This is a genomic window from Streptomyces goshikiensis, from assembly GCF_014650555.1.
Classification (GTDB): Bacteria; Actinomycetota; Actinomycetes; order Streptomycetales; family Streptomycetaceae; genus Streptomyces; species Streptomyces goshikiensis.
Genome location: NZ_BMVE01000003.1, coordinates 462,683 through 475,938, shown reverse-complemented (window position 1 = coordinate 475,938; position 13,256 = coordinate 462,683). Strand labels below are relative to the sequence as shown.

The window sequence follows — 13,256 nt, the reverse complement described above, 5'->3', positions numbered from 1 at the left end:
GCCGCGGCCGTCAGACGGCGGTCGTCCGGACGCGGGCGAGGACGGCCCCGGTGTCCACGCCCGTCGGAAGGGTGCCGTACGCGCCGCCGTGTTCCCCGCCGAGGCGGGAGGCGCAGAACGCGTCGGCGACGGCCGCCGGGGCGTGGCGCACCAGGAGCGAGGCCTGGAGGACGAGGGCCATGTTCTCGGTGATCTGCCGGGCCCGGTACTCGGCTTCGGCGGGGTCGGCCAGCTGCTTGTGCAGCGCGGCCAGCGCCGCGTCCAGGTGGCGGTCCGCGCCGGCGGCCAGGCCCGCCTCGGCGAACAGGGCCTCTACGGTCTCCGGCTGTTTGGCCATGGCCCGCAGCGAGTCCAGGGCGGCCACGTTGCCGGAGCCCTCCCAGATCGAGGACAGCGGGGCCTCCCGGTAGAGCCGGGGCATGCCGGAGTCCTCGATGTAGCCGTTGCCGCCCAGGCATTCGAGGGCCTCCGCGGCGTGCGCGGGGGCGCGCTTGCAGACCCAGTACTTGGTGACGGCCAGGGCGAGGCGGCGCAGCGGCGCCTCGTCCCGCTGCCCTTGGGCGACCCGGTCGGTGGCGCCCGCGAGGCGCAGCGCGACGGCCGTCGCGGCCTCGGATTCGAGGGCGAGGTCGGCGAGGACGTTGCGCATCAGGGGCTGGTCGATCAGAGCCTTGCCGAAGGCGCGCCGGTGGGTGGCGTGGTGGACGGCGCGGATGACGCCGAGGCGCATGCCGGAGGCCCCGCCGAGGACGCAGTCGAGGCGGGTCATGTTGACCATCTCGATGATGGTCGCGACCCCGCGGCCCTCCTCGCCCACGAGCCAGCCGAAGGCCCCGTCGTACTCGATCTCGGCGGAGGCGTTGGAGCGGTTGCCCAGCTTGTCCTTGAGGCGCTGGAGCAGCAGCCGGTTGCGGGTGCCGTCCGGGAGGACGCGCGGCAGCAGGAAGCAGGACAGCCCGCCCGGCGCCTGCGCCAGGGTCAGGAACACGTCCGACATCGGCGCGGAGGTGAACCACTTGTGTCCGGTCAGCCGGTAGGTGCCGTCGCCCGCCGGGGTCGCGGTCGTGGTGTTGGCGCGTACGTCGGAGCCGCCCTGCTTCTCGGTCATCGACATGCCGGCGATCAGCCCGCGCTTGCGGTCGGGCCGGCGCAGCCCGAAGTCGTACGTCCGGGAGGCCAGCAGCGGTTCCAGCCATCCGGCGAGTTCCGGCGCGGCGCGCAGCGCGGGCACCGCCGCGTACGTCATGGATATCGGGCAGGAGTGGCCGGCCTCGACCTGTCCCCAGACGAGGAACTTCGCCGCCCGCGCGACGTGCGCGCCGGGCCGGTCCTGCGCCCAGGGCGTGGCGTGCAGCCCGTGGGAGACGGCGGTGCCCATCAGCTCGTGCCAGTACGGGTGGAACTCGACCTCGTCGACGCGGTGGCCGTAGCGGTCGTGGGTGCGCAACACCGGCGGGTGCTCGTTGACCAGGCGGCCCCAGTCCGCCGCCCGTTCGGATCCGGCGAGGACGCCGAGGTCGTGGAGCTCGGGTGCGGCCCAGGCGGCTCCCTCGCGGGTGAGCGCCTCCAGCAGGGCCGGGTCGGCGGCGGCGTCGTAACCGTGGTGCGGGGGCACCTGGTTGGTGACCTCATGCGTCTGCGGCATCGTGTCCTCCAAGGGCACGCAGGGTGAAGGTGATCAGTCCGGGGATGACCTCGCCGGGGTCCGCGTCGCCGTCGGCGAGGGGCCCCACGAGGGCTTCGGCGATGGCGCCGACGAGTGCGGCGGCGGTCAGCTCGGGGGATTGCGGGGGCAGTTCGCCCGAGGCCACGCCCGCCGCGATCTGCGCGGCGTACACGTCGCGGAACGCCCGCCGGAAGACGAGCCTTTCGGTGTCGACGGCCGGGTCCGCGGGTTCCGCCAGCAGGGCGAAGGCGCGGCGCGGTGCCTGGAGGGCGCGGGAGGCGAAGATCTCCACGGCGGCGGCCACCCGGTGCGCGGCCGTTCCGGGGAGGTCCGCGCAGGCGGCGACGGCCTCCAGCTCCCGGGCGACGAGGGTCCGGAAGAGGGCGGCGGCGAGTTCGGACTTGCCGGCGAACGACTGGTAGACGCTGCCGGTGGAGATGCCGGCCTCGGCGGCGATCGCGGCGACCGAGCAGCCGCCGTATCCCTCGCGGGAGAGCAGTCGGACGGCGGCTTCCAGCACGTGGTCGCGCCGGGCGTCGAGGCGGGCCTGTACGGCCGGGGGGCGTCGGTAGGGCACGGGAAGAATTGAAGCACCGATTCACTGCTTCACACCAGCCCCGTACGGGGCCGGTCCGGACGGCACCGGGCCGGGCCGGGCCGGCCCCGGGCCGGGTCAGCGGCGGGCCAGCACCCGGTCCAGCGCCCCGAACAGCCGGTCGACGTCCTCGTCCGTGGTGTGCAGGTGCGGGCTGATCCGGATCGCGTCCCCGCGGGCCCCGACGTACACGCCGGCCTCTTCGAGGGCCGGGACCACGCGGTCCCGGCAGGCCTCGGGAACGGTGACGCCGAGCATGTGCGGCCCGCGCGGGGCGGGAAGGCCCAGGTCACGCCGGGCGGCCTCCTCGGCGATGCGGCCCGTGACCCGCGCGAGCGCCCCCGCGACCCCGGGCACCGTCCACTCGGTCAGCTGCCTCAGGGCGGCGACGGCCATCGGCGTGAGCTCGAAGGCGGTGCGGGCGCCCACGTCGAAGCGGCGGGCCCCCGGCTGGTAGGCGTCCCGGTACTCCACGAGCCGGGCGAAGTCCTGGGAGTCCTCGCGGGCGATCCAGTTCTCCTCCAGCGGCCGGCCGCCCTGGTGCTCCGGGGCCACGTACAGGTAGCCGAGCCCGAAGGGGCCGAGCAGCCACTTGTAGCCGACGCTGACGAGGAAGTCGGGCCGCAGGGCGCCGACGTCGAGCGGCATCGCCCCGGCCGACTGGCTCGCGTCGACGACCAGCGCGGCGCCGGCCGCCCGGGCCGCCCCGGCGATCCGGTCCAGATCCAGTGCCGCGCCGTCGGTCCAGTGCACCTGGGGCACGGAGACCACCGCCACCTGCGCGTCGAGCGCCCCCAGGACCGCCTCGGTCCAGGACTGCCCGCCCGCTCGCGCGACGGTGAGGATCGTGGCACCCGTACGCTCCGCGAAGCGCCGCCAGGTGTAGATCCCGGACGGGTACTCCCCGTCGAGTACGAGGACCCGGCCGCCGGCCGGCGCGGACAGGTTGGCGGCCGCGACCGCGAGGCCGTAACTGGTCGCCGGCACCAGGGCGATGTCCTCGGCCGTGGCGCCGATCAGCCCGGCGAACAGCCGCCGGCGCTCCTCCGCGCCGCCGAACCAGTCGGCGCCGGCGATCCGCCAGGGCTGCGCCCGCCACCGCAGGGCCTCGGCCCCCGCCGCCACCCCCGCCCGCAGGGTCGGCGCCACGCTGGCCGTGTTGAAGTAGGCGATCCCGTCGGGGATGTCGAACAGCTCCCGGGCTGTGGTCATGGCACGTCCCTCGCTGTGGGTGTCGGACATCCGCCCATCATGTGGCAGCGGGCGGCCCCCGCCGGGGTGCCGTGCCCCGGCGGGGGCCGCCCGGATCCGGCCGGCTCAGCCGGCGCTCGCCCTCTCCCCCGGGAAGGGGCGGCCGAACTGTTCGTCCAGGACCGACAGCCGGCGCCAGTACTCGTCCTCGTCGATCTCGCCGGTGGCGAAGCGCCGGCCGAGGATCGCGATCGGCGCGTTCTCGCCCTGCGCCCCGTACGGGCCCTGCGGGCCGCGCGGTACGGACCACGGGCCGCGCGGGCCTCGGCCGCCGCGCCACACCGTGCGGCGCAGGGCGGTGACGACGGTGACGACGACCGCCGCCCAGACCAGCGGGAGGAAGAGGATCCACGGGCCGGGCCCGTCGTACGCCAGGGTGTTCATCTCGGTCAGCTCCTCGGAAGCGGTGAAGTGGTGTGGAGCGGTGTGCTCCCTCATCACGAGACTCGCTCCGGGAGGGGGTCCGGGTCGTCCTACGGCCGGCGGCACCGCGCGTACTTCCTCGGGAGTAGGCGCCCGGTGATCAGCCGAGCCAGCCGGGGCGCACCAGCCCGGACTCGTACGCCAGCACCACCAGTTGGGCCCGGTCCCGGGCCCCGAGCTTGATCATCGTCCGGCTGACGTGCGTCTTCGCGGTCAGCGGGCTGACCACCAGGCGGCGGGCGATCTCCTCGTTGGACATCCCCATGCCCACCAGGGCCATCACCTCGCGCTCCCGGTCGGTCAGCCGTTCGAGCCCGGCCGCGGCCGATGGGGCCTTCGAGCGGGCCGCGAACTCGGCGATCAGCCGGCGCGTCACCCCGGGCGAGAGCAAGGCGTCCCCCGCGACCACCGCCCGTACCGCGCGCAGCAGTTCCTCCGGTTCGGTGTCCTTGACGAGGAAGCCGCAGGCGCCGGAGCGGATGGCCTCGAAGACGTACTCGTCGAGGTCGAAGGTGGTCAGCATGACCACCTTGACCGAGGTCAGCGCGGCGTCCCCGGTGATCGCGCGGGTGGCGGCCAGACCGTCGAGCCCGGGCATCCGGATGTCCATGAGGGCGATGTCGGGGCGCAGGGCGCGGACCAGGCGCAGGGCCTCGGCGCCGTCGGCGGCCTCGCCCGCCACCTCGATGTCGGGCTGCGCGTCGAGGAGCGCCCGGAAGCCGGCCCGGACCAGTTGCTGGTCGTCGGCGAGCAGTACGCGGATCACGCGCCCTCCTGCGGTGCGGTGCCCCCGAGGGGCAGCAGGGCCAGGACCCGGAAACCGCCGTCCGGGCGGGGGCCGGCTTCGATGGTGCCACCGAGGGCCGAGGCCCGCTCGCGCATCCCGATGAGCCCGCTGCCGGTGCCGCCGGCGTCCTCGGTGGTGGCGGGCCCGTCGTCGTCGACGCGGAGTTCCAGCAGGCGGGGCGAGCGGGTGACGCGGACCCGGGCGGTGCGGGAGCCGGAGTGGCGCACCACGTTGGTGAGGGCCTCCTGGACGATCCGGAACGCGGCGAGGTCGATACCCGGGGGCAGGCCCCGGCCGCCGGATTCCCCCTCCACGCGGACGGTGAGCCCGGCGGAGGCGGCCTGGGCGACGAGCTCGGAGAGCCGGTCGAGGCCGGGCGCGGGGGTGCGGGGGGCCTCGCCCGGGGCGCGCAGGGTGTCGAGGACCTGCCGGACCTCGCCGAGGGCCTCCTTGCTGGCCTCCTTGATGGTGCTCAGCGCGGTACGGGCCTGCTCGGGGTCCGTGTCGAGGAGGGCCAGGCCCACGCCCGCCTGGACGTTGATGACGGAGATGCTGTGGGCCAGTACGTCGTGCAGCTCGCGGGCGATGCGCAGCCGCTCCTCGTCGACGCGGCGGCGCTCGGCCGCCGCCCGCTCGGCCCGGTCGCGGGCCCACTGCTCGCGGCGCACCCGGACCACCTCGGAGGCGGCCAGTACGGCGATCACCCAGGCGGTGACCCCGCCCTCGGTCCCCCAGGCCGCCGGGCCGTCCCCGGCGGGCGGCAGCCACCGGTACAGCCAGTGGCCGATCAGCAGGTGCCCGGCCCAGAGCAGGCCCGCCGCGGTCCAGGCGGCGTACCGGTGCCCGGCGAGGACGGCGCTCAGCAGGGCCAGGGCCACGCAGAGGAAGACGGGGCCGTAGGGGTAGCCGCCGGCGAGGTAGGCCAGGGTGACGGCGCAGACGCCGTAGAGGACGGCCACCGGATGGCGGTGGCGCAGGAGCAGCAGGGCGGGGCCGAGCAGCAGCAGGAGCCGCCCGGCCACTGCGAGCGGCTCCCGGCCGGGCTGGAGCTCGCCGGCCCAGCCGCTGCCGATCTGGGCGATGACGGCCACCAGCAGCGAGGACCGCCACGGCAGCCCGCCGCGCTCCCCCGCCCGCGCCGCGCGCTCCGCCCGTTCCGCCCAGTGCCGCCGCCGCTCCGCCATGCGGCCACGCTAGACGCGCGCGGGCGCCGGCGTCGTCCGCCGGGCGGAGTGACCGGGCGTACTCCCCGGGAAGTACGCCCGTGTGATCATTCACTGTGCCTGATGACATGAACACCCAATCCAGCACGGCGGACCGGGGCGGCGCGAAGCGGCGGAGCTGGACGGCGTTCAGCGTGTGGACCGGCGTGACGGCGCTCGTGTGGGCCCTGTGCTTCGTCTGGGTTTCGGAGCAGGACGAGCGCTGCGCGCACGGGTTCGTCGGACCGGGCGGCCCCTTCACGGTGCGGCGCGACCACTTCCCGCCGGACGTCACCTGCGTCTGGCGGGACGGCACCGAGGCCGCCGGGCTGGGCCCGCTGGAATTCGTCTGGTGGGCGGTGGTCCTGGCGACGGCCGTGAGTCTGGCGCTGACCCTGGCCAGGGGCCGGCGCGACTGAGAGGGACCCCGCGGGGCGGCCGCGGTATTCGCGTCGACTTCACCGGGGAGCGGAACTAGCCTGGCCCGCATGAGCATCCTGGAGAAGATCCACGACGTCCCGGTCCTGATGTGCGCCGCCGAGGGCGAGCCCATCCGTGGCGAGCGCGAGGTCCTGGACCTGATCGGGAACGCCGGTTACCAGGGAGCCGAGTGGGTGGTCGTGCCGGCCGAACGGTTCGACGACGCGTTCTTCCGGCTGCGTACGCGCGTCGCCGGCGACATCGTCCAGAAGTTCGTCCAGTACCGCCTGGGGATGGCGGTCATCGGCGACATCTCCCGCCACACGGAAGCCAGTTCGGCGCTGCGGGACTTCGTCCGCGAGTGCAACCGCGGGCGCCAGACCTGGTTCCTGGCCGATGTGGAGGAGCTGCGCGAGCGGCTGGCGGACCGGCCGTAGCGGTGCGCACGGATCTCCCCAACCCGCCTTTGCCATAAGGCACTTCACGGGCGCCGGGCGCGGAGTACGATCGCCCGCGTGGGGGGACCTGGGCGGTATGCGGACCGTTTCGCGCTGCGCGTCGGCGGCTGCGTCGCGGCGGGGCTGCTCGTGCTCGCCGGCTGCTCGGCGGGGAGCGGCGGCGCGCGGGACGGCGCGAGCGCCTCCCCGGCCGCTTCCCCGTCCGCCGGGAGCGGTGCGGCCTCGGCTCCCGTGCCCGGGACGACCGGCGCCTCCGGCGTGCCCCTCGTCCCCGAGCTGGACGAGGCCAAGCAGCCCAAGGACGCCGCCGGGGCCCGCGCGCTGCTGGAGCGGATCTCCGTCGAACCCGAGGCCTTCGGGCCCGGCATCGTCCGCAGCTCCCCCTTCGAGAGCGCCCCCGACCGCTGGCCGGTGCTCGACCAGGGCTGCGTCTGGCAGACCTCCGGCCTCCCCGAGGACGTCCTGGCGACCGCCACCCGGCACTTCCACCTCCCGGCCGAGGGCGGCCGGGGCCGGGTGAGGCTCACCACCACCGTGACCGTCCACCGCGACCGCACGGAATCCGGCTGGGAGACGGCGCACGCCATGGAGGAGGTCCTGCGCTGCCCCCGCCAGGTGCTGCGCGACGGCGAGGAGATCAACAACCTGCTGGGGGCCTCCTTCTACCTGGGCGAGCAGCTCAACGGCTGGACCGAGGACGCCTTCAACGAGTTCGGCGAGTACCTGAGCGAGGCCGACGGCGGCCCGTACCGGTACGTCTGGTACCAGGCGCAGTTCGGGCCGGTGACGGTCGCCGTCGCCGGCAAGGGCGCGGCGGGCTTCACCAAGCAGGAGATCGACGCCCTGGCCGTCCAGGGCACGAGCCGGCTGATGCTCCAGGCCAAGCTGGCACTCGCCAAGGGGAGCGTCTGATGGAGCGGCTGGAGCCCTCGGACCCGTCCCGGATCGCCGGGTACCGGCTGCTGGGGCGGCTCGGGGCGGGCGGCATGGGCGTCGTCTACCTCGGGCGTACGGACGACGGGGCGCTCGCCGCCGTCAAGGTGATCCGCGCGGAGTACGCCGACGAGGACGACTTCCGGGCCCGGTTCCGCCGTGAGGCCTCGATCGCCGCCCGCGTGGACAGTCCCTGGGCGGTGCGGGTCACCGGCGCCGACCCGGACGCGCCCGCGCCGTGGCTGGCGACCTCGTTCGTACCCGGCCCGTCCCTCGCCGAGGCCGTCGCCGCGCACGGGCCGCTCCCGCCGCGCGCCGTACGCCTCCTCGGCAAGGCCCTGGCCAGGGCCCTCGGGGTGATGCACGAGCAGGGTCTGGTGCACCGGGACGTCAAGCCGGGCAATGTGCTGCTCGGCATGGACGGCCCCCGGCTGATCGACTTCGGGATCGCGCGGGGCGGCGAGCACACCGCTCTCACCTCCGCCGACGTCATCCTCGGCACCCCCGGTTTCCTCTCGCCCGAGCAGGCCGTCGGCCGCGCCGCCGAGCCGGCGGGCGACGTGTTCTCGCTGGGCTGCCTGCTGGCGTACGCGGCCTCCGGGCGGCTGCCGTTCGGGACCGGCGCCGTGGACGCGGTGCTCTTCCGCACCGTCCACGACGAGCCGGAGTTCGGCCCGGAGGTGCTCGCCGACCCCGAACTGACCGCGCTGCTGCGGACCTGCCTCGCCAAGCACCCCGACATCCGGCCCGGCACCCGGGAGCTGGAGGAGTCGCTGACCGAGGACACCCCGGGCGCGGGCACCGAGTGGCTGCCCGATCCGGTCGTCGCCACGATCGCCGAACGCGCCGCCGCGCTGCTCGCCCTGCCCGGCATCGAGGAGACCGTCGCCGACCGGGAGGCGGAACGCGCCGCCGGGGCGCCCTCGCGCAGGCGTTTCCTGGCGCTCGCCTCGGGCGGCGCGGTGCTCGCGGCCGGCGGCGGCCTCGCCGGCTGGCTGGCGCTGCGGGACGACGGGAAGCGCGCGCCCGCCGCGGGACCTGCGGCCCGGTCGTGGGTGATCGGCGTGCACGGTGACCTCTCCGGCCCGCAGAAGGCCGCCGGGCAGGCGCAGGAGCGGGGGGTACGGCTGGCGGTCGACGCCTTCAACGCGCGGTCCGACAAGCCCTTCACGCTGAGCGTCGCCACCGCCGACGACGCCGGGAGGGCGGACCGTTCGGCGGCCGCCGCGGCCACCCTCATCGGCGACCCGGATGTGCTCGCGGTGGTCGGCCCGACGGGGAACGCCTCGGTGATGCCCGCTCTGGAGCCGTACGGGGAGGCGGCGCTGGCGCTGCTGACCGTCTCGGCGCTGGCCGTCAGCTTCGGCGTGGCCGACCGGCGCAGCTTCTTCCAGGCGTCCCCGCTCTCGCTGGGCCAGGGCTCAGCCGTCAACATGTCGCTGGCGAAGGCGCAGGGCGCGCGCCGCCTCGGCATCCTCTGCGACCGCGACGGGGACGCGGAGGGCTGGCAGGCCTCCGTGCACCTGGCGCGCACCCTCGCCCTCTTCGCCGCGGACGCCACGCTGTACCCGAGGGTGGTCCCGCGCGGCCCCGGCGAGGCGGACCTGGAGCCGGTCGTCGCGGACCTGCTCGCCCAGCGCCTGGACGGGCTCTTCTACACGGGCACCCCGGCCGGCGCCGCCAAGGTGGCCGTGCTGCTGGCCGCCGCCGGGTTCCAGGGGGCGCGGGCCGCCGATTTCGCCGCCATCGGGCCGGAGTTCCTCACCGCCGCCGGACCGGCGGCCGAGGGCTGGCAGTTCCTCGCCCCGTACATCGGCCCGGAGGCGCCCGAGGTCGCCGCGCTGGCCCGCGCGCACCGGGCGGCGTACGGCTCGGCCCCGGGGTTCTGGACGGCGGAGGCCCACGACGTGGCGAACCTGGTCGTCGACCGGCTGGTGACGGCCGCGCGCGGAGGCGGCCGGCCGTCGCGCGCCGAGCTGCTGGCGGCCCTGGGGCAGGGCACCTTCCGCGGTCTGACGAAGGAGTACGCCTTCGACGACCAGCGGGTGGTCAAGGGCAACCTCTTCTTCCTGCACCGAGTGGAGGGCGGCCGGCTGCGCTACGTGGGCCGGGCCGCCGAACTCCCGGCGGGGTAGCGGCGGATGCGTCCCCTCCTCCCGTCCGACCCGTCGGCGGTCGGGGGTCACCGGCTGCTGGGGCGGCTCGGCTCGGGCGGCATGGGCACCGTGTACCTGGGCCGGTCGCCGGCCGGGGTCCTGCTGGCGGTCAAGGTGATCCGCGCCGACCACGCGGCGGACCCGGCGTTCCGGGAGCGGTTCCGGCGCGAGGCGGAGGCGGCCGGGCGGCTGTCGGGGCGCTGGGTGGTCCCGGTGGTGGCGGCCGACCCGCGGGCGCGCGAACCCTGGCTCGCGACCCCGTTCGTGCCGGGGCCCGCGCTGTCCGAGGCGGTGGCCGGGTACGGTCCGCTGCCGGTGGCCGCGGTACGGACGCTGGGGGCGCGGCTCGCCGAGGCCCTGGCGGAGGTGCACGCCGCGGGGCTGGTCCACCGCGACGTCAAGCCGGGCAACATCCTGCTCGCCCCGGACGGGCCCCGGCTGATCGACTTCGGGATCGCGCGGGCGGCGGGGGCGGTGACGCTGACGGCCGCGGACGCGGTCGTCGGCACCCCCGGGTACCTGGCCCCGGAGCAGGCCCGGGCGGGCGGCCCGGCGCCGGGGCCGGAGAGCGACGTGTTCTCCCTCGGCTGCGTCCTGGTGTACGCGGCGACCGGGCGCGGCCCCTTCGGCGGCGGACACGCGGCCGCGGTGGTCTTCCGTACCGTCCACGACGAGCCGGACCTCGCGGCCGTCCCGCCCGAGCTGCTCCCGGCGGTGACGGCCTGCCTGGCCAGGAACCCGGCCGGACGCCCGGCCCCGGCGCACCTGCGCGCACTGCTCGGCGACGTCCCGTGCGGCTCTGACGTCCCGGGCGGTGGCGGGGCGTGGCTGCCGGGGCCGCTGGCACGGCTGATCGCCGAGCGGTCCACGCACGCGCTGGAGCTGCCCGCCCCGGAGCCCACCCGGCTGGACGCCCCGCCGGCCGGCGCCCGGCCCCTCACCCGCCGGAGGCTGATCGCCGGCGCCGGGATGCTCGTCGCCGCCGGCGGGCCGGCCGGCTGGTTCGCCACCCGGGGCGGGCGGCGCGGCTCCCCGCCGCCGCCCGCCGGGGAGCGGCCCACGCTCGCTCTCGCCCTCCAGGCCGACCTGTCCGGTCCCGGAGCGCGGACCGGCCGGGCCCACGAGCGGGGCCTCCGGCTGGCCGTGGACCAGCACAACGCCCGTGCGGACGCCGCCTTCCGGCTTGCCCTGCGCACCGCCGACGACGGCGGCGACGAGGCGCGCGCGGCGTCGGCCGCGAAGGAGCTGATCGCCGATCCCGCGGTGCTCGCGATCGTGGGCCCCACCTGGGGCGGGGCCGTACCGGGGCTGGCCGGCGCCTGCCTGGCCGCGGATCTCACCCTGGTCCTGGTGTCGTTGAACAGCGCCCAGCCCTTCCAGTCGCAATGGCGGACGCTGGTCGACACCCGGGCGTCCGCCGACGGCGTCGCCCTCCCGGTGCTCCACTACCTCTCCCACGTGGAGCCGGTGAGCCGTACCGCCGTGGTGGAGGACAGCGCGGACGGCGAGCCCGCCTGGCAGCTCACCCGGGCCCTCCAGCAGAGCCCGCCCTCGCAGGGCACCACGAGCGTGCACCGGATCCCGGCGGGCGGCTCCGACTTCGCCGGGGCCGTCCGCGATCTGACACGGGCGCGCGCGGGGGCGGTCGTGTTCGCGGGGACCTCGCCGGAGCGGGCCGCCCTGCTGGCGCGGGCCCTCGCGGACGCCGGGTTCGAGGGCCCGCGCCTCGGGATCGGGGAGGCGATGGAGCCCGCCTTCCTCACGGCCGCCGGTCCGGCCGCGGCGGGCTGGCTGTTCGCCGCCTTCTTCACCGACCCGCTGTCCGTGCCCGGCTGCGCCGCTTTCGTCGCCGCGCACCGGGCCGCGTACGGGGAACCGCCCGACCGCTGGGCCACCGAGGCCTATGACGTGGTGGGTCTGCTGGCCGCGGCGCTGACGGGCCTCGCGGGCGAGGGGCGGGACCGGCCGGGCCTGTCCCGCCGGATCTTCCGGGTCTCGCACCAGGGCCTGGCCAAGCCGCTGGGCTTCGACTCGACCACGCACACGCTGGCCGGGGACCGGATCGCCCACCTGTACCGCGTCGTCTCGGGGGCGTTCGGGTACCTGGGCCCCTTCGCGGACGTCCGGTCCGCGCCGTGAGCCGGCCGCGCCGCGCCGGGCGGCCGTCAGTCCGGGTGGGAGCGCAGGGCCTGGCGCACGGACCAGAGCACCGACACGAACGGGACCGCGACCAGGGCGCCCACCACCCCGGCGGCGATGGCCCCGCCGATCACCGACAGCGCCACCACCACCGGGTGCAGCCGTACGGCCCAGCTCATCACGAGGGGGTGCAGCAGGTGCCCCTCCAGCTGTCCGATGACGACGATCAGGGCGATCACCAGGATCGCCACGATCGGGCCCCGGGAGGCCAGCGCCACCACGGTGGCAACGGCGAGGGCGATCGGGGAGCCGATGAGCGGGATGAAGGCGGCGAAGAACTCCAGCAGCGCCAGCGGTACGGCGAGCGGCACGCCGAGCAGGAAGAGCGCGAGCCCCACCAGGATCGCGTTGGTGGCGGCGACCAGCACGATGCCGTGGGTGTAGCCGGTGAAGGTGCGCCACGCCGCGGTCCCGGCGACCGCCACCCGGTCCGCGGCGCGCGGGGGCAGCTGCGCGCAGAACCACTTCCACTGCCGGTCGCCCGAATGGATGAAGAAGACCGAGCAGAACAGGGCCAGGGCGGCCACCGTGAAGACCGCCAGCACCTGGCCCGCCCCGCTGAGGGCCGTGTTCAGCAGGGTCTCGCGGTGGGACGACAGGTAGTCGCCGGTCTTGGCCCGCAGGCCGGTCAGCAGCCCGGGGTCGAGGCGGAACGGCGGTTTCTCCAGCCACCGCTGGATCCGTCCGAGGCCGTCGCGGAACTCGGTCACCAGCGAGGACCACTCCCCCGCCACGGCCTCCCCGACGAGGGCCAGCGCGCCCAGGACGAGCACGCCGCTGCCGACGAGCGCGCAGGCCACGGCCAGCGGGCGGGGCATGAACCGGTCGAGCAGACCGGCCACCGGGCGGAGCATGGCCGTCACCACCAGGCCGAGGAAGACGGCGACCGCCAGCTCGTGGAACTTGCCCAGGGCGGCGAACACCGCGTACACGGCGGCGCCGACGACCAGGAGCCGCCAGGCGTAGGAGGCGGCCGTGCGCAGCAGCGGCGACACCGCCGGGGCCCGCCGGGCGCGGCTGCCCGGGCCTGGCCGGCCGCGCGAGCTCGCCGCCCGGCGTACCGGCCTCGCCACGATGCGTCGGGTCATGTGCGGCCGCACCTCCGAGGTGTGTTCCCCAGGAGGTACCACGCCCGGCGGCCCGGCCCACGCGTCGCGGCGCAGGTT

General features: G+C 76.1%; 12 protein-coding genes. 5 read left to right on the top strand and 7 right to left on the bottom strand.

What is annotated here, in order from left to right; genetic code table 11:
- Positions 1-10: 10 nt before the first annotated feature.
- The 6 genes from IE248_RS12240 to IE248_RS12215 form a co-directional block, all read right to left on the bottom strand.
- The gene (locus IE248_RS12240) at positions 11-1,645 is read right to left on the bottom strand and encodes an isovaleryl-CoA dehydrogenase (RefSeq protein ID WP_073798710.1); all 1,635 of its coding nucleotides are present in this window, start codon (positions 1,643-1,645) and stop codon (positions 11-13) included.
- Positions 1,629-2,243: a TetR/AcrR family transcriptional regulator gene (locus tag IE248_RS12235; RefSeq protein ID WP_073798709.1), complete on the bottom strand. Its 615-nt coding sequence runs from the start codon at positions 2,241-2,243 to the stop codon at positions 1,629-1,631. Before IE248_RS12235 ends, IE248_RS12240 begins: the two co-directional genes overlap by 17 nt.
- Positions 2,244-2,339: 96 nt before the next feature.
- Complete coding sequence (locus tag IE248_RS12230) at positions 2,340-3,503, bottom strand: aminotransferase class V-fold PLP-dependent enzyme (RefSeq protein WP_229895268.1); 1,164 nt, start codon at positions 3,501-3,503, stop codon at positions 2,340-2,342.
- Between the two features lie 75 nt (positions 3,504-3,578).
- Positions 3,579-3,896 carry an SHOCT domain-containing protein gene (locus tag IE248_RS12225; protein ID WP_037800254.1) on the bottom strand — a complete coding sequence of 106 codons (318 nt, stop codon included), beginning with the start codon at positions 3,894-3,896 and terminating at the stop codon, positions 3,579-3,581.
- Between the two features lie 139 nt (positions 3,897-4,035).
- On the bottom strand, positions 4,036-4,701 hold the full coding sequence (locus IE248_RS12220) for a response regulator (protein ID WP_190030715.1): 666 nt from the start codon (positions 4,699-4,701) through the stop codon (positions 4,036-4,038).
- A complete protein-coding gene (locus IE248_RS12215) occupies positions 4,698-5,906 on the bottom strand; it encodes a sensor histidine kinase (protein WP_100580832.1) in 1,209 nt (402 codons plus the stop codon). The genes IE248_RS12220 and IE248_RS12215 overlap by 4 nt, the downstream gene beginning before the upstream one ends.
- 107 nt (positions 5,907-6,013) lie before the next feature.
- Here IE248_RS12215 and IE248_RS12210 point away from each other — a divergent pair, with 107 nt between their 5' ends.
- From IE248_RS12210 to IE248_RS12190, 5 genes are all read left to right on the top strand, one after another.
- The gene (locus IE248_RS12210; RefSeq protein ID WP_100580833.1) at positions 6,014-6,343 is read left to right on the top strand and encodes a hypothetical protein; all 330 of its coding nucleotides are present in this window, start codon (positions 6,014-6,016) and stop codon (positions 6,341-6,343) included.
- A gap of 69 nt (positions 6,344-6,412) precedes the next feature.
- A complete protein-coding gene (locus IE248_RS12205; protein ID WP_073798705.1) occupies positions 6,413-6,781 on the top strand; it encodes a DUF4180 domain-containing protein in 369 nt (122 codons plus the stop codon).
- A 78-nt stretch (positions 6,782-6,859) separates the two neighbouring features.
- Positions 6,860-7,714 (top strand): hypothetical protein, encoded by an 855-nt coding sequence (locus tag IE248_RS12200; protein WP_229895300.1) that lies wholly within the window; start codon positions 6,860-6,862, stop codon positions 7,712-7,714.
- Positions 7,714-9,870 carry a bifunctional serine/threonine-protein kinase/ABC transporter substrate-binding protein gene (locus IE248_RS12195; RefSeq protein WP_190030714.1) on the top strand — a complete coding sequence of 719 codons (2,157 nt, stop codon included), beginning with the start codon at positions 7,714-7,716 and terminating at the stop codon, positions 9,868-9,870. Before IE248_RS12200 ends, IE248_RS12195 begins: the two co-directional genes overlap by 1 nt.
- 6 nt (positions 9,871-9,876) lie before the next feature.
- Entirely contained in the window at positions 9,877-12,030 is a 2,154-nt protein-coding gene (locus IE248_RS12190; RefSeq protein ID WP_190030713.1) for a bifunctional serine/threonine-protein kinase/ABC transporter substrate-binding protein, read from the top strand.
- A 26-nt stretch (positions 12,031-12,056) separates the two neighbouring features.
- Here IE248_RS12190 and IE248_RS12185 read toward each other — a convergent pair whose 3' ends face one another.
- The gene (locus tag IE248_RS12185) at positions 12,057-13,178 is read right to left on the bottom strand and encodes an AI-2E family transporter (protein WP_079196311.1); all 1,122 of its coding nucleotides are present in this window, start codon (positions 13,176-13,178) and stop codon (positions 12,057-12,059) included.
- Between the last annotated feature and the right edge of the window lie 78 nt (positions 13,179-13,256).